General features: G+C 56.6%; 19 protein-coding genes and 1 other RNA gene. 14 read left to right on the forward strand and 6 right to left on the reverse strand.

Annotated features, from left to right (window positions below; translation table 11 throughout):
• Positions 1-36: 36 nt before the first annotated feature.
• The gene (cof, locus tag M8370_RS12610) at positions 37-855 is read left to right on the forward strand and encodes an HMP-PP phosphatase (protein WP_038418803.1); all 819 of its coding nucleotides are present in this window, start codon (positions 37-39) and stop codon (positions 853-855) included.
• A gap of 41 nt (positions 856-896) precedes the next feature.
• On the opposite strand, the gene M8370_RS12615 is transcribed toward cof, so the two are convergent.
• Positions 897-1,943 carry a PLP-dependent cysteine synthase family protein gene (locus M8370_RS12615; protein WP_013095867.1) on the reverse strand — a complete coding sequence of 349 codons (1,047 nt, stop codon included), beginning with the start codon at positions 1,941-1,943 and terminating at the stop codon, positions 897-899.
• 115 nt (positions 1,944-2,058) lie between these two features.
• On the opposite strand from M8370_RS12615, the gene M8370_RS12620 reads away from it, so the two are divergent.
• The 5 genes from M8370_RS12620 to amtB all read left to right on the forward strand — a co-directional run bounded on the left by M8370_RS12620 (position 2,059) and on the right by amtB (position 7,977).
• Positions 2,059-2,517, forward strand: coding sequence for an Lrp/AsnC family transcriptional regulator (locus tag M8370_RS12620; RefSeq protein ID WP_020686133.1), 459 nt, complete (start codon positions 2,059-2,061; stop codon positions 2,515-2,517).
• A 30-nt stretch (positions 2,518-2,547) separates the two neighbouring features.
• Entirely contained in the window at positions 2,548-4,320 is a 1,773-nt protein-coding gene (locus M8370_RS12625) for a SmdA family multidrug ABC transporter permease/ATP-binding protein (RefSeq protein ID WP_045292937.1), read from the forward strand.
• Positions 4,313-6,094: a SmdB family multidrug efflux ABC transporter permease/ATP-binding protein gene (locus tag M8370_RS12630; RefSeq protein ID WP_013095870.1), complete on the forward strand. Its 1,782-nt coding sequence runs from the start codon at positions 4,313-4,315 to the stop codon at positions 6,092-6,094. The genes M8370_RS12625 and M8370_RS12630 overlap by 8 nt, the downstream gene beginning before the upstream one ends.
• A gap of 222 nt (positions 6,095-6,316) precedes the next feature.
• Entirely contained in the window at positions 6,317-6,655 is a 339-nt protein-coding gene (gene glnK, locus M8370_RS12635) for a P-II family nitrogen regulator (RefSeq protein ID WP_008503304.1), read from the forward strand.
• A gap of 35 nt (positions 6,656-6,690) precedes the next feature.
• Positions 6,691-7,977, forward strand: a complete 1,287-nt coding sequence (gene amtB / locus M8370_RS12640; RefSeq protein WP_013095872.1) for an ammonium transporter AmtB — start codon at positions 6,691-6,693, stop codon at positions 7,975-7,977.
• Positions 7,978-8,156: 179 nt separating this feature from the next.
• On the opposite strand, the gene tesB is transcribed toward amtB, so the two are convergent.
• A complete protein-coding gene (gene tesB / locus M8370_RS12645) occupies positions 8,157-9,017 on the reverse strand; it encodes an acyl-CoA thioesterase II (RefSeq protein WP_013095873.1) in 861 nt (286 codons plus the stop codon).
• A 203-nt stretch (positions 9,018-9,220) separates the two neighbouring features.
• On the opposite strand from tesB, the gene M8370_RS12650 reads away from it, so the two are divergent.
• On the forward strand, positions 9,221-9,748 hold the full coding sequence (locus M8370_RS12650; RefSeq protein WP_013095874.1) for a YbaY family lipoprotein: 528 nt from the start codon (positions 9,221-9,223) through the stop codon (positions 9,746-9,748).
• Between the two features lie 29 nt (positions 9,749-9,777).
• Here M8370_RS12650 and M8370_RS12655 read toward each other — a convergent pair whose 3' ends face one another.
• On the reverse strand, positions 9,778-10,089 hold the full coding sequence (locus M8370_RS12655) for an MGMT family protein (protein WP_023620099.1): 312 nt from the start codon (positions 10,087-10,089) through the stop codon (positions 9,778-9,780).
• A gap of 169 nt (positions 10,090-10,258) precedes the next feature.
• Between M8370_RS12655 and ffs the strand changes: the two genes are divergently transcribed.
• From ffs to M8370_RS12670, 3 genes are all read left to right on the forward strand, one after another.
• An RNA gene (gene ffs, locus M8370_RS12660) (signal recognition particle sRNA small type) lies at positions 10,259-10,355 on the forward strand.
• Between the two features lie 265 nt (positions 10,356-10,620).
• Positions 10,621-10,872, forward strand: a complete 252-nt coding sequence (locus M8370_RS12665; protein WP_020686138.1) for a hypothetical protein — start codon at positions 10,621-10,623, stop codon at positions 10,870-10,872.
• Positions 10,869-11,084, forward strand: coding sequence for a hypothetical protein (locus M8370_RS12670; RefSeq protein ID WP_013095877.1), 216 nt, complete (start codon positions 10,869-10,871; stop codon positions 11,082-11,084). The genes M8370_RS12665 and M8370_RS12670 overlap by 4 nt, the downstream gene beginning before the upstream one ends.
• A gap of 78 nt (positions 11,085-11,162) precedes the next feature.
• Here the strand turns inward: M8370_RS12670 and yczR are convergent, their stop codons facing one another.
• Positions 11,163-12,584: a MocR-like transcription factor YczR gene (yczR, locus tag M8370_RS12675; RefSeq protein ID WP_246949841.1), complete on the reverse strand. Its 1,422-nt coding sequence runs from the start codon at positions 12,582-12,584 to the stop codon at positions 11,163-11,165.
• Positions 12,585-12,669: 85 nt separating this feature from the next.
• Here yczR and yczE point away from each other — a divergent pair, with 85 nt between their 5' ends.
• The 3 genes from yczE to M8370_RS12690 all read left to right on the forward strand — a co-directional run bounded on the left by yczE (position 12,670) and on the right by M8370_RS12690 (position 17,625).
• A complete protein-coding gene (gene yczE / locus M8370_RS12680; RefSeq protein ID WP_045292930.1) occupies positions 12,670-13,281 on the forward strand; it encodes a membrane protein YczE in 612 nt (203 codons plus the stop codon).
• Positions 13,282-13,358: 77 nt separating this feature from the next.
• On the forward strand, positions 13,359-14,429 hold the full coding sequence (locus M8370_RS12685) for a LacI family DNA-binding transcriptional regulator (RefSeq protein ID WP_020686140.1): 1,071 nt from the start codon (positions 13,359-13,361) through the stop codon (positions 14,427-14,429).
• Positions 14,430-14,532: 103 nt separating this feature from the next.
• A complete protein-coding gene (locus M8370_RS12690; protein WP_250021129.1) occupies positions 14,533-17,625 on the forward strand; it encodes a beta-galactosidase in 3,093 nt (1,030 codons plus the stop codon).
• A 33-nt stretch (positions 17,626-17,658) separates the two neighbouring features.
• On the opposite strand, the gene M8370_RS12695 is transcribed toward M8370_RS12690, so the two are convergent.
• Positions 17,659-18,480 (reverse strand): nickel/cobalt efflux protein RcnA, encoded by an 822-nt coding sequence (locus tag M8370_RS12695; protein ID WP_045292924.1) that lies wholly within the window; start codon positions 18,478-18,480, stop codon positions 17,659-17,661.
• 134 nt (positions 18,481-18,614) lie between these two features.
• Between M8370_RS12695 and M8370_RS12700 the strand changes: the two genes are divergently transcribed.
• Positions 18,615-18,890, forward strand: a complete 276-nt coding sequence (locus M8370_RS12700; protein ID WP_014830896.1) for a metal/formaldehyde-sensitive transcriptional repressor — start codon at positions 18,615-18,617, stop codon at positions 18,888-18,890.
• On the opposite strand, the gene pdeB is transcribed toward M8370_RS12700, so the two are convergent.
• On the reverse strand, positions 18,871-20,448 hold the full coding sequence (gene pdeB / locus M8370_RS12705) for a cyclic di-3',5'-guanosine monophosphate phosphodiesterase PdeB (RefSeq protein ID WP_023620097.1): 1,578 nt from the start codon (positions 20,446-20,448) through the stop codon (positions 18,871-18,873). The genes M8370_RS12700 and pdeB overlap by 20 nt on opposite strands.
• Positions 20,449-20,550: the final 102 nt, after the last annotated feature.

Here is a 20,550-nt window from a genome sequence, read left to right on the forward strand (position 1 = left end):
TGCACAAGTTAATCGCATCACATTTCGGGAGTTATGATGGCTCGGCTCGCTGCATTTGATATGGACGGCACGTTGTTAATGCCGGATCACCGTTTAGGGGAGAAAACCCTGAACACCCTTAAGCGCCTGCGTGAGCGTGATGTAACCCTGACGTTTGCCACTGGCCGTCATGTGCTGGAGATGCGCCATCTCCTGGGCGCATTTTCCCTGGATGCATTTCTGATTACCGGCAACGGAACACGAATTCATTCGGTCGAAGGGGAGGTGCTGCACCGTCAGGATCTCAACCCGGAAGTGGCGGATATCGTGCTGCACAGTACCTGGGATACCCAGGCCAGCGTTCATGTCTTTAACGATAACGGCTGGTTTACCGGGCGTGAAATCCCTCAACTTCTCCATGCGCATGTCTACAGCGGTTTTCGTTATCAGCTGATGGATCTGCGCCGCATACCTGCCCACGCGGTGACCAAGATCTGTTTTTGTGGCGATCACGACGATCTCTGCCGCTTACGTATTCAGTTGAATGAGGCGTTAGGCGACCGGGCCCATCTGACCTTTTCGGCGGTGGATTGTCTGGAAGTGTTGCCGGTGGGGTGTAACAAAGGTTCTGCCCTGGCGGTCCTGAGCGACCACCTGGGCTTGACGCTGCAGGAGTGTATGGCGTTTGGTGACGCCATGAACGACCGCGAGATGCTGGGCAGCGTCGGGCGCGGTTTGATTATGGGGAATGCTATGCCGCAGCTGATCTCTGCGCTTCCTCATCTGCCGGTTATCGGACACTGCCGTAATGAAGCGGTGTCCCATTTTTTAACACATTGGCTGGACAACAACACCCTCCCATATTCCCCCGAATAGTGAGACCCTTCCAGCAAGCCAGACTTCGGTCTGGCTTTTTTTTATTTCACCAGCTGTGCGATTTGCGCTTGCCACGGCGCAATATCACCGATGTTTGCCTGCACCCACTCCGCGTTGTAATAGGTTTCCAGGTAGCGCTCCCCGCTGTCGCACAGCAGCGTGACGATAGAGCCCGTGCGGCCCTCTTCACGCATGCGTGCTGCCAGCTGCAGCGCACCCCACATATTGGTACCGGTAGAGGCACCCACCTTGCGGCCCAATTGCGTCTCCAGCCAGTGGGCCGTCGCGACGCTGGCGGCATCCGGTACGCGGAGCATTTCATCCACCACATCAGGAATGAACGACGGCTCAACGCGCGGGCGGCCAATCCCTTCAATTTTACTGCCCACCGGACTGCGCAGGTCGGCATTGCGGCTTTGCCAGTAGTCGAGGAAGACCGAGTTTTGCGGATCCACCACCATCAGTTGCGTATCGTAGCCCTGACAGCGGATATAGCGGCCAATGGTGGCCGAGGTTCCGCCCGTACCGGCGCTCATGACGATATATGACGGAACCGGATGAGGCTCATGAGTCATCTGGCGGAAAATACTGTCCGCTATATTGTTATTGCCACGCCAGTCGGTTGCACGCTCGGCGAAGGTGAACTGGTCCATATAGTGGCCGTTCAGCTCACGGGCCAGCATTTCCGAGGCGGCGTAAATTTCGCAGGCGCTTTCTACAAAGTGGCAGCGTCCGCCATAAAATTCGATCTGTTCGATTTTGCGTTTCGCGGTGCAGGAGGGCATGACAGCGATAAACGGCAGGCCCAGTAAACGGGCGAAATAGGCTTCGGAGACGGCGGTTGAACCGGATGACGATTCAATAATTGTCGTGCCTTCTTTAATCCAGCCGTTACACAAGCCATACAGGAACAGCGAACGCGCCAGACGATGCTTCAGGCTGCCCGTAGGATGGGTACTTTCATCTTTCAGATACAGCTGAATCCCCGCAAACCCCGGCAGGGCGAGGCGGATTAAATGGGTGTCGGCCGAGCGCTGGTAGTCGGCATTGATTTCGCTGATGGCATGTTTAACCCAGTTGCTATTCATCGTAATTATCCGTTTGTCATTTTGTGCCCAGCATAGCGAAAAGCACAGAAAAAATTGTTGCTATCTGGCCTTTAAAATAGAATGAAGGGAGAAAAATTTTCTCTGTGAGGTGGGTATGCTAGATAAAATTGACCGCAAGCTGCTTTCATTGCTGCAAAGTGACTGCACCCTCTCTTTGCAGGCGCTGGCAGATGCCGTTAATCTGACCACCACACCGTGCTGGAAGCGCCTCAAGAAGCTGGAAGATGACGGCATTCTGCTGGGGCGTGTCGCGTTATTAGATCCCGAAAAACTGGGGCTGGGCCTGACGGCCTTTGTCCTGATAAAAACGCAGCACCACAGCAGCGAATGGTATTGCCGCTTCGTAAACCAGGTCTCTGACATGCCGGAGGTCCTCGGCTTCTGGCGTATGGCCGGGGAGTACGATTATCTGATGCGTGTCCAGGTGGCAGATATGAAGCGCTATGATGATTTCTACAAGCGGCTGGTGAATAGCGTACCGGGCTTGTCGGACGTCACCTCAAGCTTCGCCATGGAACAGATTAAATACACCACAGCGTTACCCATTGAATAACTCCATAAAATACCTTCAGGAACAAACCGCGTGCGATTATTTGCCCAACTAAGCTGGTACTTTCGTCGGGAGTGGCAGCGCTACCTCGGCGCAGTTCTCCTGCTTATCATCATTGCCATTTTGCAGCTGATCCCGCCGAAGGTGGTAGGCTACGTCGTGGATGGCGTTACGGAACAGCATTACACCACCGCACGGGTGTTGATGTGGGTTGGCACGCTGGTGCTGACGGCCGTCATCGTCTATTTGCTGCGTTACGTCTGGCGCGTGCTGCTGTTTGGCGCGTCCTATCAGCTTGCCGTTGAGCTGCGCGAGGATTTTTACCGCCAGCTGAGCCGTCAGCACCCCGAGTTTTACCTGCGCCATCGCACCGGGGATCTCATCGCCCGTGCCACCAACGACGTCGATCGCGTGGTGTTCGCAGCCGGGGAAGGGGTGTTAACGCTGGTGGATTCGCTGGTAATGGGCTGCGCGGTTCTGATTGTGATGTCCACTCAGATCAGCTGGCAACTTACCCTGCTGGCATTGCTGCCGATGCCGCTGATGGCGCTGGCGATCAACCGTTATGGCGAACAACTGCACGAGCGTTTCAAGCTGGCGCAGGCGGCGTTTTCGTCGCTAAACGATCGCACGCAGGAGAGTATGACCAGCATCCGCATGATCAAAGCCTTTGGTCTGGAGGATCGGCAATCTGCCCTGTTTGCGGCCGATGCCGCAGACACCGGCGCAAAAAACATGCGCGTTGCGCGTATTGATGCGCGCTTTGATCCGACCATCTATATCGCCATTGGCATGGCTAACCTGTTGGCCGTCGGTGGCGGGAGCTGGATGGTGGTGCAGGGCACCTTGACCCTGGGGCAGTTAACCAGTTTTGCCATGTACCTGGGGCTGATGATTTGGCCGATGCTGGCGCTGGCCTGGATGTTTAATATCGTGGAGCGCGGCAGTGCCGCCTATAGCCGCATTCGCGCCATGTTGTCTGAAGCGCCAGTGGTCAACGACGGTACCGAACCGGTACCGGAAGGGCGTGGGGTGATGAACGTCGACATCCGTACGTTTGTTTATCCGCAGACGGAACATCCGGTGCTGGAAAACGTCAGCTTTACGCTGCAACCGGGACAAATGCTCGGGATCTGTGGTCCGACGGGATCCGGTAAAAGTACCGTTCTTTCGCTGCTCCAGCGTCACTTTGATGTCACGCAGGGGGAGATTCGTTTCCACAATCTTCCTCTCACGACACTGCAACTAGACGACTGGCGTCGCCGTTTGGCCGTGGTCAGCCAGACGCCGTTTCTCTTTTCTGACACTGTGGCGAACAACATAGCCCTTGGCTGTCCGTCGGCCACGCAGGAAGAGATTGAGCATGTGGCGCGCTTAGCCAGCGTACATGACGATATTTTGCGTCTGCCGCAGGGGTATGAAACGGAGGTGGGTGAACGTGGCGTTATGCTCTCTGGCGGGCAAAAACAGCGAATTTCCATTGCCCGTGCGCTGCTGCTCAATGCTGAAATCCTGATCCTGGATGATGCGCTTTCTGCTGTGGATGGTCGAACCGAGCACCAGATCCTGCATAACCTTCGCCAGTGGAGCGACGGACGGACGGTGATCATCAGTGCCCACCGTTTGTCAGCGCTGACGGAAGCCAGTGAAATTCTGGTGTTGCAGCACGGGCACATTGCCCAGCGCGGGCAGCATGACCAGCTTGCGGAGCAACCGGGCTGGTATCGCGATATGTATCGCTATCAGCAGCTTGAAGCGGCACTCGACGATGCCCCGGAACAGGAAGAGGAGGACGCTAATGCGTAAATCAAAAACGCAGTGGCCGACGCTAAAACGCCTGCTGGCCTACGGTTCGCCATGGCGAAAACCCCTTGCTCTTGCCGTCGTGCTGCTGTGGATTGCGGCGATTGCAGAAGTGAGCGGTCCGCTGCTCATCAGTTATTTCATCGACAATATGGTTGCGAAAAGCTATTTGCCGCTGGGGCTGGTGGCGGGGTTAGGCGTGGCCTATGTGGGGCTACAGCTGGCAGCGGCTGGCCTGCACTATGCGCAGTCGCTACTCTTTAACCGGGCGGCGGTGGGTGTGGTTCAGAAGCTGCGTACCGACGTTATGGATGCTGCGCTGCGCCAGCCGCTGAGCGAGTTTGATATCCAGCCGGTCGGGCAGGTGATTTCGCGGGTGACCAACGATACCGAGGTGATCCGCGATCTGTACGTGACGGTCGTGGCGACCGTGCTGCGCAGTGCCGCGTTGATTGGCGCCATGCTGGTGGCGATGTTCAGCCTTGACTGGCGCATGGCGCTGGTGGCGATCGCGATTTTCCCGGCGGTGCTGATTGTGATGGTGATCTATCAGCGCTACAGCACGCCCATTGTACGTCGGGTGCGGACCTACCTGGCCGATATTAACGATGGCTTCAACGAAGTGATCAACGGCATGAGCGTCATCCAGCAGTTCCGCCAGCAGGCTCGCTTTGGCGAACGCATGGGCGAAGCAAGCCGTTCGCACTATATGGCGCGTATGCAGACGCTGCGCCTTGATGGTTTCCTGCTGCGTCCGTTGCTGAGCCTCTTCTCGGCACTGGTGCTTTGCGGCCTGCTGATGCTCTTTGGCCTGAGTCCGGGCGGAACGATTGAAGTGGGGGTTCTGTATGCTTTTATCAGCTATCTGGGACGCCTGAACGAGCCGCTGATTGAACTCACAACCCAACAATCCATGTTGCAGCAGGCGGTGGTTGCCGGCGAGCGCGTCTTTGAACTGATGGACAGACCGCGTCAGACCTATGGTGAGGATACAGCACCGCTGCAAAGCGGGGCGATTACGTTTGACCATGTCTCGTTTGCCTACCGTGAAGACAGGCTGGTGTTGCAGGACATCAATCTTGATGTGCCGTCGCGCGGCTTTGTGGCGCTGGTGGGACATACCGGCAGCGGCAAGAGTACGCTTGCAAGCCTGTTGATGGGCTACTACCCGTTAACGAAAGGCGAAATTCGTCTGGATGGACGTCCGCTGGCGTCGCTCAGCCACAGCGTATTGCGTAAAGGTGTAGCGATGGTGCAGCAAGATCCGGTCGTGCTGGCCGATACCTTTTACGCCAACGTGACCCTGGGGCGTGATTATACCGAGGAGCAGGTCTGGGCAGTGCTGGAAAAAGTGCAGCTCGCAGAGCTGGCACGCGGATTCAGCGACGGGATCAACACCCGGCTGGGTGAGCAGGGGAATAACCTATCTGTCGGGCAAAAACAGCTTCTGGCGCTGGCGCGTGTGCTGATTGAAACGCCACAGGTGTTGATTCTGGATGAAGCGACGGCCAGCATCGACTCCGGTACTGAACAGGCTATCCAGCAGGCACTGGCCGCCGTGCGCGATCATACGACGCTTGTGGTTATCGCGCACCGTCTTTCAACGATTGTCGACGCAGATACCATTCTGGTGCTGCATCGCGGACAGGCCGTTGAACGCGGTACGCACCGGGCGCTCCTGGAGGCGAAAGGCCGCTACTGGCAGATGTATCAGCTGCAACTGGCGGGTGAAGAGCTGGCGGCCAGCGTCCGGGAGGAAGAGTCGCTTAGCGCCTGATGCACCAAAAACAGGCAACGTGCTAACAGTCACCGCTGTTGGTGCAAAACCGAAACGCGCCATGCACTGCCATGGTGCGTTTTTTTTCACCTGTTGATCATGAATGGTCTTTTAACGCGCATTGCGCCGCTTTTCCCTTCCGTTTTCATTTCTGGCACACCCCTTGCAATGTCTCCTGCGTGTTAGCTGCGGCCATTACCGAATTCTGACTGGAGGGGATCTATGAAGCTGGTTACGGTGGTAATCAAACCATTCAAACTCGAAGACGTGCGTGAAGCGTTGTCTTCAATGGGTATTCAGGGACTGACTGTCACCGAAGTGAAAGGCTTCGGTCGTCAGAAGGGTCATGCCGAGCTTTATCGCGGGGCGGAATACAGCGTTAACTTCCTGCCAAAAGTAAAAATTGATGTCGCGATTGCTGATGACCAGCTTGATGAAGTCATCGATGTGATCAGCAAAGCGGCCTATACCGGCAAAATTGGCGACGGCAAAATTTTCGTTGCCGAACTGCAGCGTGTCATTCGCATCCGTACCGGCGAATCTGACGAAGCGGCACTGTAAGTAACTCCTGGCACACAGTGATAGGGATCGAGAAAATGAAGATAGCAACAATCAAAACGGGTCTGGGTTCGCTGGCACTGCTGCCGGGCCTGGCAATGGCTGCTCCTGCGGTGGCAGACAAAGCCGATAACGCCTTTATGATGATCAGCACCGCGCTGGTGCTGTTCATGTCTATTCCGGGTATCGCGCTGTTTTACGGCGGCCTGATCCGTGGCAAAAACGTTCTCTCCATGCTGACGCAGGTTGCCGTGACGTTCGCGCTGGTTTGCGTGCTGTGGGTGGTTTACGGCTACTCTCTGGCCTTCGGTGAAGGTAACGCCTTCTTCGGCAACTTCAACTGGGCCATGTTGAAAAATATTGAACTGACCGCGGTGATGGGCAGTTTCTATCAGTACATCCACGTTGCGTTCCAGGGCTCGTTCGCCTGTATCACCGTGGGGCTGATTGTGGGTGCGCTGGCTGAGCGTATTCGCTTCTCTGCCGTTCTGATCTTTGTGGTGGTCTGGCTGACACTCTCCTATGTGCCGATTGCACACATGGTCTGGGGTGGTGGTCTGCTGGCGTCGCACGGCGCGCTGGATTTCGCAGGCGGTACCGTTGTTCACATCAACGCCGCGGTAGCGGGTCTGGTGGGTGCATACCTGATTGGCAAACGCGTGGGCTTTGGCAAAGAAGCGTTCAAACCACACAATCTGCCGATGGTCTTTACCGGTACAGCAATCCTCTATTTTGGCTGGTTCGGCTTCAACGCCGGCTCTGCGAGCGCTGCTAACGAAATCGCTGCGCTGGCCTTCGTGAATACCGTGGTGGCCACGGCGGGTGCAATCCTCTCCTGGGTGTTTGGTGAGTGGGCGGTACGCGGTAAACCTTCTCTGCTGGGCGCGTGCTCGGGTGCTATTGCCGGTCTGGTGGGGATCACCCCAGCATGTGGTTACGTCGGTGTCGGTGGTGCGCTGCTTGTCGGCCTGGTGTCAGGTCTGGCGGGTCTGTGGGGTGTGACGGCGCTGAAACGTCTTCTGCGCGTGGATGACCCTTGCGATGTCTTTGGCGTGCATGGCGTGTGCGGTATCGTCGGATGTATCATGACCGGTATCTTCGCCGCGAAATCGCTGGGCGGAGTGGGTTACGCTGAGGGCGTTGACATGGTTCACCAGGTGCTGGTACAGCTGGAAAGTATCGCCATTACCGTTGTGTGGTCTGCTGTGGTGGCCTTCATTGGCTACAAACTGGCGGACATGACTGTGGGTCTGCGCGTACCGGAAGAGCAGGAGCGCGAAGGTCTCGACGTCAACAGCCACGGCGAGAATGCGTATAACGCATAATAAACAGCAAAACGGCAATCTCCGATTGCCGTTTTTGGTGTTTATTCCCTCTCCCTGTGGGAGAGGGCCAGGGTGAGGGCATCAGGCCGCACAAGGTAAAAGCAAAACGGCAATCCCTGATTGCCGTTTTTAGTATTTATTCCCTCTCCCCGTGGGAGAGGGCCAGGGTGAGGGCATCATCACCCGCGATTACGCATCACCCCTTCCTGCACCGTCGAGGCGACCAGCACGCCGTCCTGCGTATAAAACTCTCCACGTACAAACCCGCGAGCGCTGGACGCCGAGGTGCTTTCCACGCTGTAGAGTAGCCAGTCATTCATGTTAAATGGACGATGGAACCACATCGAGTGATCGATCGTCGCAACCTGCATCCCTTTTTCAAGGAACCCCACGCCGTGCGGCTGCAGTGCAACCGGCAGGAAGTTAAAATCTGACGCATAGCCCAGCAGATACTGATGCACGCGGAAATCCTCTGGTACGGTGCCGTTGGCGCGGATCCAGACCTGGCGTTTCGGCTCGGCCGTATGGCCTTTCATCGGGTTATGGAATTCGACCGGGCGGATCTCCAGAGGTTTATCACAAAGGAATTTCTCTTTGACCTGCGGTGGCAGCAAGTGGGCCAGCGCGCGGGCGATATCGGTCTCCGATTTGAGATCGTCCGGCGACGGTGCCGCTGGCATCGTTTTCTGGTGCTCATAACCCGGTTCCGGTGCCTGGAAAGAGGCGGTCATGTAAAAGATGGGCTTGCCATTCTGAATGGCTGCCACGCGGCGCGCGCTAAAGCTGTTGCCGTCACGCAGCACTTCCACGTCGTACACAATGGGTTTTGCGCTATCGCCAGGACGCAGAAAATAGCTGTGAAAGGAGTGCACCAGACGGTCTGCCGGGACGGTCTCCTTGGCAGCGTACAGTGCCTGTCCGACGACCTGCCCGCCGAAGACCTGACGCAAGCCCAAATCTTCGCTCTGTCCGCGAAAGAGTCCTTCCTCAATTTTTTCCAGATTCAGTAATGTCAGCAGATTGTTCAGTGCCTGACTCATAGTTGTCCTCAATAAACGCCGTGGCGAAAGATAGGTAGAGTATAACGCAGAAATGAAAGTGGTCCGACGGGTAGAATTATCTGAATATCAGGGAGAATTTAGGCATTAATCAGTGATCTGTGCCACACTTGAATACGATATGTGTTTGAAACGACATCGGATGGGATCGATCCCGCTGGTGCATTGATGATAAGGAGACTTCAATGAAACTCGTGCCCATGCTAAGTGGTGTAGCTATTGCGGTGGCGTTGTCCGCCTGTGCAGGTAAGAGCGCCCAGGTGCCGGTGCCAGCAGCAGATCCAAATGGGATTAATACACTCTCACAGCAATCCATTCAGCAACCTAATGTTTCCGGTACTATCTGGATCAAACAGCGAGTCGCTTTACCACCGGATGCGGTATTAACGGTCACGCTGTCTGATGCTTCTCTGGCCGACGCGCCGTCGAAAGTAGTGGCCCAGCGTGCTGTACGTACCGAAGGTAAGCAGGCACCGTTTAGCTTCGTGCTGCCGTATAACCCGGCAGACGTACAGCCGAACGCCCGTATCCTTCTGAGCGCTGCGGTAACCATCAACGGTAAGCTGGTGTTTATTACCGATACGGTTCAGGAAGCCATCAACAACGGTGGGACGAAAATCGACCTGAACCTGGTGCCGGTGCAGCAAACCGAAGTGCCGATTGCACCACAGACGAACCAACCGTCTGTACCTACCCCACCGACTCAGCTGTAATGTGTTCCCCTCTCCTTCGGGGGAGGGGGTCAATACACCCAGCGATACTTCTGCAAATCAATCTGCCCTGACCCGGACACCTGTATCCCTTCTGAAAGTAATGCCTGCCTCTGGCGCTGCAAATCCGGCCCGGTGAGCGAGATGGCACCATGACGATTCACAACCCGATGCCAGGGCAATGTACTGCCTTCAGGAAGCCGTTTTAGCACGCCACCCACCTGACGCGCCGCGCGGGGGGAGCCAGCAAGACGTGCGACGTCACCATAGGTTGTCACGTAGCCCTCGGGAATGGAGGCCACAATTTGCCACACTCGCTGTGGAAAGGAGTCGTGTTCGTCCATCAGTACACCTGTGGGGATGAGTGAAGTGTCATGTTAAACGAAGATTGCGCCGATTGCTGTGCCTGTTTGCGCAAGAAACCACCATCCGGTTGCTGGCAGCTTGCAATTGACCGTTAGCACAGGGATAATGCGCCAGCGCGTTGGGTAACAACGCTCACAATGGGGGCTCTGTTGGTTCTCCCGCAACGCTACTCTGTTCACCAGGTCAGGTCCGGAAGGAAGCAGCCAGGGCAGACGACGTGTGTGCCGGGATGCAGCTGGCAGGGCCCCCACCCATTTGTGCTTCTGGCAACATCTTCCCGTTTTTTACCTCCTTCCAGCATGGCTATTCCACAGAATTAACAGGGTTTAATTCGTGGTGTAATATATATTTCATCGCGCTGAAATATTACTGTCATAAACCTGTAATAATAGACTGTCATTTTATTTCTGGGCGTCTTTTTTCTGTCATAAGTTAAAAATATATATCTGGATTACATTGTTAACATCGTGTATTAAATAAAGCACTTATTCCGAAGGGAAGTGACAATCATGGCTACTGCGGTATTAAACGTTAAGATTGACGAAGCGCTAAAAGAAAGACTTCGCCACTATGCGGAAGTGAATAACGAAAACTTAAGCGTGACCACAGAGAAGTTGCTGCTGCTGGCATTTGAAGCCGCAGACGAGGTGGGAGTATCGGAAGAGGATATTGATAATCAGCATACGGAAGAAGAGAGTGTAACGCCTTTTACTCCTAAAGAAATCAAAGCTCTACGTAAACTTCTGAAGAAGAGAAAATGAAACAACAACTATCGACCGCCAGTGACTACAAAGAAGCCTGCGATCTGTTGCGTTCAGGCTACGTGAAGCATGTCCGTCTTGGCTGGAATGTAGGAAGTGATGAGTTCTTTCGTATTGCGTCTGACTGGTGTGATACCGGCGCAAAAATAAAGAAAGACGGTGAAAGTTTTGTTATTTCACTGAAAGGTTTTCCTATTCCTCCTCAGCACTGATTCCTGAATGGTGAAAACTGCTGACTGCCGTATGACAGTCAGCAGTTTTTATTTTATGATCCACTTCAAACTTTTATATTAAACAAGACTGCGTTTTACCGACGGTGCGGTTTTATTTAATGCGAGCCAAACCGGTTTGATTCGTAGCAACGCCTGCTCAAGCTCTGTCGACTCGAGCGAGAAGGGCACGCGTAAGTAGCGGTCAAACGCACCCGATAACCCAAAGCGTGTGCCGGTTCCAAGATTAATCCCCAGCATTTCTGCACGTGCGGCGAGCTGTGTCGCCAGCATGCCCGGCAGCTCGATCCAGTAGGATAGCCCGCCTTCCGCCTCCTGAAACCGCCACTGGGGAAAATGTTCGCGCAGCAGTTCACCGCAGCGGTCGCGTCGCTCCTTCAGTATTTTCCGGCGCGCAGGCAGAAATGTCTCGCTATTGTTAATAAGCCACAGCGTGGCCAGCTGTTCCAGCAGCGGCGAGCCTAAATCCAGCGTATCCCGCGTCTGGGCAAGTGTGGCAATGGTGCGCGACGAGGCGCGGATCCAGCCGAGGCGCAGCCCACCCCAGAAACTTTTTCCCGCCGAACCCAGGGTGATCACCGTAGCCTGCGAATTAAACGACGCCAGCGGCGGCGGGGGCGGTGCTTCAAACCAGAGATCGACCATCGTTTCATCGACCACCAGCGTGGTACGGGTGCGAGCGGCAATGTCGGTTATTGCCTGACGGGTGGCGATATCCATGCATCGCCCTGTTGGATTGTGAAAATCCGGCATCAGGTACGCCAGGCGCGGTGCTGTCTGCGCAAGTGTGGCGGCAAAGCCATCCGTATCCCAGCCGCTTTCCGGCAGCGACACGCCCACCGGCCGACACGATGCCCCCTGGATGGCTGCAATCGCCAGCGGATAGGTGGGATGATCGACCACGACGCGATCGCCCGGGCCGGCCATCATCCGCAGTACCAGCGCAAAACCGCTGACGGCACCATTGACCACCATCACTTCGTCTGCGCGGGTCGGCAGCCCGCGTGCGGTATAGCGAGCGGCAATGGCGTCGCGCAGAGCCGCCAGGCCGAGCTGATCGTAACCGGTCAGCGTAAGATGCTGGGTGATCGCGGTGAGCGCCCAGGTGTAAGCCTGGTGGATCTCTGGCCCGGCATTCAGGGCGGCAGTGGAGAGATCCAGCGCTGCGCTTGCCGCTGAAAGCGTCGGTATGGCACGGGTATCGGGCAGGATCACGCGTGAACCGCTGCCGTGTCGGCTCTCCAGATACCCTTCCTCTCGCAGATGGGCCAGCGCGCTGCTGATGGTCGTCCGGCTTACATCTAACGCCGTGGCCAGTTCACGTTCACCGGGCAGGCGCGTGCTCAACGCCAGCCTGCCGTCTAGGATCAGCAGGCGCAACGCGTCGGCCAGCTGTCGCCAGAGTGGGGTTCGGGACGGGGTTTGTTGCCAGTGGCCCAAAAGGCGAACCAGCGACTGACTTCCGAAACGGCGTGATGACATATGCAGTCCACTATTTGAAAACTGGACATTAATCATAGTGCCATTTTCGAACAAGATGAAAGCCTGGTTCACTGGAGAAGCTAAAATGGTACGTCGTCTGCTGCAACTGTACGTTGGTTTAGGCCTGTACGGGCTTTCAACCGCGATGTTTATTCGTTCGGATCTGGGGGTTGACCCGTGGGATGTGTTTCACCTTGGGGTGGGATTACAGCTGGGGATGACCATCGGTACGGTGATTATTTTGACCGGTGCCGCGGTGCTGCTGCTGTGGATCCCGCTGCGTCAGATGCCTGGGCTGGGAACGCTCAGTAACGTAGTCTGTATTGGCCTGGCGGCGGATGCCTCGATGGCCCTTATCCCCGAGCTGGATTTTCTCCCCATTCGGATTGCTCTGCTGGTTGGGGGCATTGTGCTGAACGCGATAGCAACCGGTATGTATATCGGTGCCGGGTTCGGTGCGGGCCCACGCGATGGACTGATGACCGGCATTCACGCCCGGCTGGGGTGGTCAATCCGCAGCGTTCGGACTTCAATTGAAGTGAGTGTTCTGCTGATTGGCTGCGTCCTTGGCGGAACGTTTGGCGTCGGGACGGTACTGTATGCCCTGACCATCGGCCCGCTTATCCAGCTCTGTTTGCCGTGGTTCCGTCAGAAGCCGCGTACGGATAACGTTCCTCAGCCAGAGCGGGTTGTTTAATTTTGCGAAGCGCTCACAGGTATTAATGGCCGCGCTGTGCCACAATAGACGGCTCTGTTAACACCAAGCCGGAACGCATGAAAGCCATTACCCTCTATGATGTTGCCCTCCTTGCGGGGGTGTCTTATCAAACCGTTTCCCGTGTGATTAACGACGCGGAGCATGTTTCTGCCCGGACACGGGAAAAGGTGCAGCAGGCCATGGCGGAGCTGCACTATGTTCCTAACCGTGGCGCGCAGCAGCTGGCGGGCAAGCGCACCCGTACGCTGGGACTGATCACTACCGATCTGGCGCTGCATGCGCCTTCGCAAATTGTCTCTGCGGTCAAATCCCGGGCGGTAGAAAAGGGGGCGAGCGTACTGATCTCAATGGTGGAACATCCGCAACAGTGCCAGGCCGCGCTTCAGGAGCTGCTGGCGCAGCGCGTGGAAGCCCTGCTGGTGAACGTGCCGCTTGACGATCCCCATGCCGAACAACTCAAGGCACTGGCGTCGCCCGTGCCGGTGCTGTTTCTGGATGTCTCTCCGTCGGCAGCGGTCAACAGTCTGGTTTTTAATGCGGAACAGGGCGCTCGTCTGGGCGTTGAACATTTGCTGTCGCTCGGGCATCAGCGTATTGCATTGCTGAGCGGGCCGGAAAGCTCTGTTTCCGCTCGTGCCCGTCTGGCGGCATGGAAAGCCGCGCTGGCGGAAGCTGGCCTTGAGGCGGCGGCGGTGGCCTACGGCGACTGGAGCGCAGCCTGCGGTTATGAAAAGGGGCATGCGCTGTTGTCTGCTGCAACGTTACCGGATGCCATTCTGGTGGCTAACGATCAAATGGCGCTGGGGGTGATGCGGGCCTGCGCGGAAAAAGGGGTGACGATCCCGGGCCAGATATCGATTGTGGGGTTTGACGATACCGCCGACAGCGCCTGGTTTTCACCTCCGCTTACCACCATCCGTCAGGCATTTCGCGAGGCAGGTGAACAAAGTGTGGAGTGGCTGCTGGCTCCCGCCCGCCATGAAGCCTGCTGGCAGGTTCAGTTGCCCGTCACGTTGATTAGCCGACAATCCAGTGCCCGTCGCACCCCGCAGCAGGCCGATCGTGAGGATCTTGCGCAGCAGCTGAGAAGCTTGGCCCTGCTGGCAGAGCAACTTGCTCGCCAGTAACACTTTTGTGATCTGACTCGCTACACGGCGATCCCACGCTTTACCGCGGCAGTTTGCCAGGGCATGTTGAGTAAAATTGTGAGCGCTTCGCAAAGAGGGAAACATGTCTAATACTGTCTCGCTGACTCTCAGCGCACTTCTGGCCCGTCGGGACTGGGAAAATCCCGGCGTCACCCAGTGGAACCGGCTGGCGGCGCATGCGCCATTTCATAGCTGGCGTAATGAACACGCCGCCAGAGAGGACGCGGCATCCATCAGCCGACGTTCCCTGAATGGGGAGTGGCGATTTAGCTTCTTTTCTGCACCTGAGCAGGTTCCGCAGGCATGGACAGGCGAAGATTGCCCGGATGCCGTTGCGATGCCGGTGCCGTCAAACTGGCAGATGCAGGGGGTTGATACACCTGTTTACACCAACGTCACCTATCCCATTCCCGTCAATCCGCCCTTTGTTCCGGCAGAGAATCCGGTCGGTTGTTACTCGCTCACATTTGAAGTGGAGGACGCGTGGCTCGAGGGCGGGCAAACCCGCATTATCTTTGATGGCGTGAACTCGGCGTTTCATCTCTGGTGCAACGGTCAGTGGGTGGGGTATTCCCAGGACAGCCGTCTGCCGGCCGAATTCGATCTTTCGAGCGTGTTGCGTGCTGGCCAGAACCGCCTGGCCGTGATGGTTTTGCGCTGGTGCGACGGAAGCTATCTGGAAGATCAGGACATGTGGCGCATGAGCGGGATTTTCCGCGATGTGTCGCTGCTGCATAAGCCGGAGACGTACATCGCGGATTATCAGGTGGTTACCGACCTCAATGCGGAGCTGGATCGCGCCGTGCTTAAGGTGGATGTCTCCCTGGCGGGCGCTCACTTTGCGGAGTGCGAGGTGGCAATAACGCTCTGGCGCAACGGTGAACGCTGTGCCAGCGCCACCCGGCGGCCAGGCTCGGCCATTGTGGATGAACGTGGCAACTGGGCCGAGCGGTTGACGGTGGCGATCCCGGTTGCGTCACCCGCCTTATGGAGTGCTGAGACCCCAGCGCTTTATCGGCTGACGATCGCGCTGCTGGACCCGCAGGGTGAGGTGCTGGAGATTGAAGCCTGTGATGTGGGCTTCCGCCGCGTTGAAATCAGCAATGGCCTGCTGAAGCTCAACGGCAAGCCACTGCTGATCCGCGGGGTCAACCGGCATGAACATCACCCGGAAAACGGCCAGGTGATGGACGAAGCGACGATGCGTCGCGATATCGAAATCATGAAGCAGCACAACTTCAACGCCGTGCGCTGCTCGCACTACCCAAACCATCCTCTGTGGTACCGGCTTTGCGATCGCTACGGCCTCTATGTGGTTGACGAGGCCAATATCGAAACCCACGGCATGGTGCCGATGAGTCGTCTCGCTGACGATCCCCGCTGGCTGCCCGCCATGAGCGAGCGCGTGACCCGCATGGTGCAACGCGATCGTAATCATCCGTCCATTATCATCTGGTCGCTGGGCAATGAGTCTGGTCACGGTGCAAACCACGACGCGCTGTATCGCTGGCTAAAAACCGCCGATCCGACGCGCCCGGTTCAATATGAAGGCGGTGGAGCGAACACGGCGGCGACCGATATCATTTGTCCGATGTATGCCCGTGTTGATCAGGACCAGCCGTTCCCGGCGGTGCCTAAATGGTCCATTAAAAAATGGATCGGGTTGCCGGATGAAACCCGACCGCTGATCCTCTGCGAATACGCCCACGCAATGGGCAACAGCTTTGGCGGCTTCGCCAGATACTGGCAGGCGTTTCGTAGCCATCCGCGTCTGCAGGGAGGATTTGTCTGGGACTGGGTCGACCAGGCGCTGACGAAGAAAGATGAAAATGGCACCCCGTTCTGGGCCTACGGCGGCGATTTTGGTGATACACCCAATGACCGACAGTTCTGCCTTAACGGGCTGGTGTTCCCCGATCGCACGCCGCACCCGGCACTGTATGAGGCTCAGCGCGCGCAGCAGTTCTTTACCTTTACGCGGGTAAGCACTTCTCCGCTGGTGGTGGACGTGCAAAGCGATTACCTGTTCCGTCATACGGATAACGAGCTGCTCAGATGGTCGGTGACCCGTGACGGAACGGTGCTGGCTAAGGGGGAGGTTACGCTCTCCATCGCGCCTCAGGAGACTCAGCGTCTGGACATCTCTCTGCCCGCGCTGACGGCGGAGCCGGGCGAGGTCTGGCTGAATGTCGAGGTGTACCAGCTGAAGGCAACGCCGTGGTCACCGGAAAACCATCGCTGCGCGTGGGATCAATGGCCGCTCCCGGCACCGTTGTTTATCGCCCCGCCCGCACCGGTGGGTGTGCCGCCGGTACTGACGCAAACCGATGAGATGCTGACCCTGACGCACCAGCAGCAGCGATGGATAGTTGACCGTACCTCAGGACACCTGACGCAGTGGCTGAACAATGGCGTTGAAACGCTGCTCTCGCCGCTGACGGATAACTTTACCCGCGCGCCGCTGGACAATGATATCGGGGTCAGCGAGGCCACGCGTATCGATCCAAATGCATGGGTGGAGCGCTGGAAGGCAGCGGGGATGTACGACATCACCCCGCGGTTGCTGCGTTGTGAAGGAGAGCAGCATGCCCGCGAGGCGGTAGTCACGACGCTGCATGCCTGGGAACATCTCGGCAAAGCGCTGTTCCTGAGCCGTAAAGTCTGGCGAGTGGACGATCAGGGTGTGCTGCACGGTGAGGTTGAGGTAGAGGTTGCGTCTGATATTCCGGAGCCTGCGCGTATTGGCCTGAGCATGCATCTTGCCCGGCCGCCGGAAGCCGTTCACTGGCTGGGGCTGGGGCCGCATGAAAACTACCCGGACAGAAAGCTGGCAGCACAGCAGGGGCGCTGGACGTTGCCGCTGCAGGCAATGCATACGCCGTACATCTTCCCGACGGAAAACGGCTTGCGGTGCGATACCCGTGAACTGGTGCTGGGGACGCATCAGTTGAACGGGCAGTTCCATTTCTCTGTGAGCCGCCACAGCCAGCAACAGCTGCGTGAGACAACCCATCACCATCTGCTGCGTGACGAGCCGGGGTATTGGCTCAATCTTGATGCGTTCCATATGGGCGTGGGTGGAGATGACTCCTGGAGCCCCAGCGTCTCGCCGGAATTCATCCTGCAAAATCGTCAGCTTCGCTATCGCTTTAGCTGGCGTCAGAACCTCAACTGACCTTCGGTGGCGGCCACGCGTTGGCCGCCTGGTTCAGGCCAGGATACCGCCTAACCCGTGCAGGATCATGTAACCCCCCACCAGGATAATCAGTGCCGCAGAGAACCACGGTGCTTTGCGTGAAAACTCGCTGAACCCCGGCCAGCGTTTTGTCGCATGTTTAAGGCTTAACGCGGCAATCGCGCCCGATGCCACCAGCGTTAACGCCAGACCAATACTGAAGCTAAATACCAGCGTGGCGCCCAGGGCAAAGTGCTTGAGCTGCAGGCAGATCAGCAGGACGGTGATTGACGCCGGGCAGGGGATCAACCCGCCGGTCAGCCCAAACATCGCAATTTGACCGGTGGTGACGTTTTGTCCGTTAAAACGACGATTGATATCCTGCGCATGGGCGCGCTGGTGGGCGTCTTGCCACTCCTCTGCAACCAGTTGATGTTCATGATGGTGATGATCATGATGGTGGTCATGGTCATGGTCATGGTCATGGTCATGGTGGTGATGATGATCGTGCGGCTGATTCTCCTTCCAGGTACGCCACGCCATCCACAGCGCGATCAAAACGATCAATACCCCAGAGATAAGCTGGAACCAGGGTTCAGAGGTTTGCGCATCCCAGCCGCGACCAAACCATAATCCCGCCATGGCAATGATCCAGACCACCGCGGTATGGGAAAGCGTGGCCGCCAGCCCCAATAATACCGCCTGTTTCAGCGTGCCGCGGATCGCCACAATAAAGGCTGCCATCATTGTTTTAGAGTGGCCCGGCTCAAGACCATGCAGGGCACCGAGCAGGATCGCGCTGGGAATGAATAGCCATGCGTTGCCCTGTTGCAGAAGAGAAGCAAAATCGTTCATTACAAAATCCGCACTGAAAAAGGTGCGCAGATAGTACTCCCCCCCAGTAGTTGAATACTACCCCCCAGTAGAAAAATACTCAGGGGGAGTAGGGCGTGTTATGCTTTACCCGCCAGAAGAAGAAGGATGCAGAGATGTCACATACGGTTCGTCACAAGAAGATGTTATTGACTCGCCTGAAGAAAATTCAGGGGCAGAGCACCGCGCTGGAAAAAATGCTCAGTAACGACGAGCATGAGTGTGCCGAGGTATTACAGCAGCTGGCCGCGATCCGCGGTGCGGTGAATGGCATGATGCTGCAGGTGATCGAAGGCCATTTAACCGATCACGTCGTCAAAGAGCCTGAGGAAGATCAGCGTGAGGCCGATCTTGGCGTGGTTTTACAGGTGATCAAATCTTATCTGAAGTAGAAGGGGCGTTAAGGTTATTTTCTGCCCATGCCATAAATTCCGCTTTTGGCAGCGCCTTACTGTAGTACCAGCCTTGCCCGTATTGCACGCCGTGACGGTGCAGCCAGGCGAGCTGCCCTGCGGTTTCCACTCCCTCAGCAACCATCGCCAGCTTCAGTGATTTCGCCATTTCTATAATGTGTGGCGTTACGTTTTTGTACTCCAGCGCATCCACGAACGACTTATCAATTTTCAGCGTGTCGACGTCCAGATCCTGCAGATAGCTCAGGCTGGAATAGCCCGTGCCAAAATCATCGATGTAAATGGCGTGGCCCGAACGGCGAAAAGCGGCGATGGCCGGTGCGCTGATTTTGGGATCGGCAAAGCCGCGTTCGGTTAATTCAAGCGCTATCTGTTCCGGGCGGACTTGCCATTTATTGAGTAGCTGGCTCAGAAGCGGCGGCAGCTTGCCGGAGGTTAAATCTGCAGGCGCGAGGTTGACGGAGATATGCTGATCGGCATGGAGATGCAGCCAGTTGCCCATATCCTCGAACACTTTTTCGATCACCAGATGCGTGAGGCGCGAGATAAGCCCCGTTTGTTCCGCCAGCGGGACGAAACTGTCAGGCGACAGGCTACTCCCGTCAGGCTGAGGCCAACGCGTTAGCGCCTCTGCGCCCACTATTTTCCCGCTACAGAGCGCCACAATAGGCTGGTAGTAAACCTCGAATTCACGGTTATTGATCGCATCAAGCAGGCGGTTACGCGGCGACTGGATGCGACGCAATATCCGCAGAACAAACAGGGCGGCAAGCAGGCTTATCAGCATGCCAAACGGCAGCCAGAAAAGGAGTTGCCGGTGCCAGGTTTCCGCCAGCGGTTTCAGCGCAGCCCATGCAACAACGTTTATTCCCAGCTCCGGTACGGGCTTCATGACGTACATTGCGCCGTTGTACTCAACACTGACCATCTCCTGATCTTTAATCATGTCGCGGATATGCGGATCCAGTTTGCTGCTGCTGGAGAACACGAGATGTGTTGCGTTCGCTACCAGGGCGGCATCGATAGAAATATCGGCGAAGGGGATCACATCCACCAGCGAGGCGGGATCGACCAGTACAAGATAATGTCCTTGCCCCAGCACGGCCATGTTGCGGTTGAAACCGAGTTCATTTGGCCTCGTAAGCCACGCGCTATAGCCATCTTCCGTAATGCGCATGGGCGGCGGGAACGCGGTCGCTTTGCTGACCTGTTCCAGCGACGAGCACAGTGGTTTAAGGTTATCGGTGTAGATCACTTCCTGAACATAGAGCCACGAGAAGGCGATCCGGCGCATTTCCCGTAAATGCAAATGGCTACACGGAGGGCCTTTAAAGGTCTGCAGCTGCGTGAGTGCTTCCTTGGCCTGCCCAACAACCCTGTCCGTACGCAACAGCACGCGTGAGGCATAGCTGTCCAGCGCATCGACAAATTTTTCTTCCGCCTGGCGATGCGCCAGCCAGATACTGAGGCAAATCGGTATCAGCACAGAAAAGATCAGTATGCCAGTCACCAGGCTGACCAGATGTCGGGTTTTCATGCTGCCGTGTCCTTCCTCATATGCCCACTCCAGGGCACTGAGACGCTTGCCAGAGGAGAAAGTTTTTACCGCGAAATGATATAGTTATAGCACGTGAGCGTC

This window comes from Enterobacter cloacae complex sp. OE43NF (genome assembly GCF_023544405.1).
Taxonomy (GTDB): Bacteria; Pseudomonadota; Gammaproteobacteria; order Enterobacterales; family Enterobacteriaceae; genus Enterobacter; species Enterobacter cloacae.

Excerpts from the sequence above, each read along its gene's own strand:
- cof (WP_038418803.1), top strand. The coding sequence starts at position 37 with ATGGCTCGGCTCGCTGCATTTGATATGGACGGCACGTTGTTAATGCCG.
- M8370_RS12615 (WP_013095867.1), bottom strand. The coding sequence starts at position 1,943 with ATGAATAGCAACTGGGTTAAACATGCCATCAGCGAAATCAATGCCGAC.
- M8370_RS12620 (WP_020686133.1), top strand. The coding sequence starts at position 2,059 with ATGCTAGATAAAATTGACCGCAAGCTGCTTTCATTGCTGCAAAGTGAC.
- M8370_RS12630 (WP_013095870.1), top strand. The coding sequence starts at position 4,313 with ATGCGTAAATCAAAAACGCAGTGGCCGACGCTAAAACGCCTGCTGGCC.
- glnK (WP_008503304.1), top strand. The coding sequence starts at position 6,317 with ATGAAGCTGGTTACGGTGGTAATCAAACCATTCAAACTCGAAGACGTG.
- amtB (WP_013095872.1), top strand. The coding sequence starts at position 6,691 with ATGAAGATAGCAACAATCAAAACGGGTCTGGGTTCGCTGGCACTGCTG.
- tesB (WP_013095873.1), bottom strand. The coding sequence starts at position 9,017 with ATGAGTCAGGCACTGAACAATCTGCTGACATTACTGAATCTGGAAAAA.
- M8370_RS12650 (WP_013095874.1), top strand. The coding sequence starts at position 9,221 with ATGAAACTCGTGCCCATGCTAAGTGGTGTAGCTATTGCGGTGGCGTTG.
- M8370_RS12655 (WP_023620099.1), bottom strand. The coding sequence starts at position 10,089 with ATGGACGAACACGACTCCTTTCCACAGCGAGTGTGGCAAATTGTGGCC.
- M8370_RS12665 (WP_020686138.1), top strand. The coding sequence starts at position 10,621 with ATGGCTACTGCGGTATTAAACGTTAAGATTGACGAAGCGCTAAAAGAA.
- M8370_RS12670 (WP_013095877.1), top strand. The coding sequence starts at position 10,869 with ATGAAACAACAACTATCGACCGCCAGTGACTACAAAGAAGCCTGCGAT.
- yczR (WP_246949841.1), bottom strand. The coding sequence starts at position 12,584 with ATGTCATCACGCCGTTTCGGAAGTCAGTCGCTGGTTCGCCTTTTGGGC.
- yczE (WP_045292930.1), top strand. The coding sequence starts at position 12,670 with ATGGTACGTCGTCTGCTGCAACTGTACGTTGGTTTAGGCCTGTACGGG.
- M8370_RS12685 (WP_020686140.1), top strand. The coding sequence starts at position 13,359 with ATGAAAGCCATTACCCTCTATGATGTTGCCCTCCTTGCGGGGGTGTCT.
- M8370_RS12690 (WP_250021129.1), top strand. The coding sequence starts at position 14,533 with ATGTCTAATACTGTCTCGCTGACTCTCAGCGCACTTCTGGCCCGTCGG.
- M8370_RS12695 (WP_045292924.1), bottom strand. The coding sequence starts at position 18,480 with ATGAACGATTTTGCTTCTCTTCTGCAACAGGGCAACGCATGGCTATTC.
- M8370_RS12700 (WP_014830896.1), top strand. The coding sequence starts at position 18,615 with ATGTCACATACGGTTCGTCACAAGAAGATGTTATTGACTCGCCTGAAG.
- pdeB (WP_023620097.1), bottom strand. The coding sequence starts at position 20,448 with ATGAAAACCCGACATCTGGTCAGCCTGGTGACTGGCATACTGATCTTT.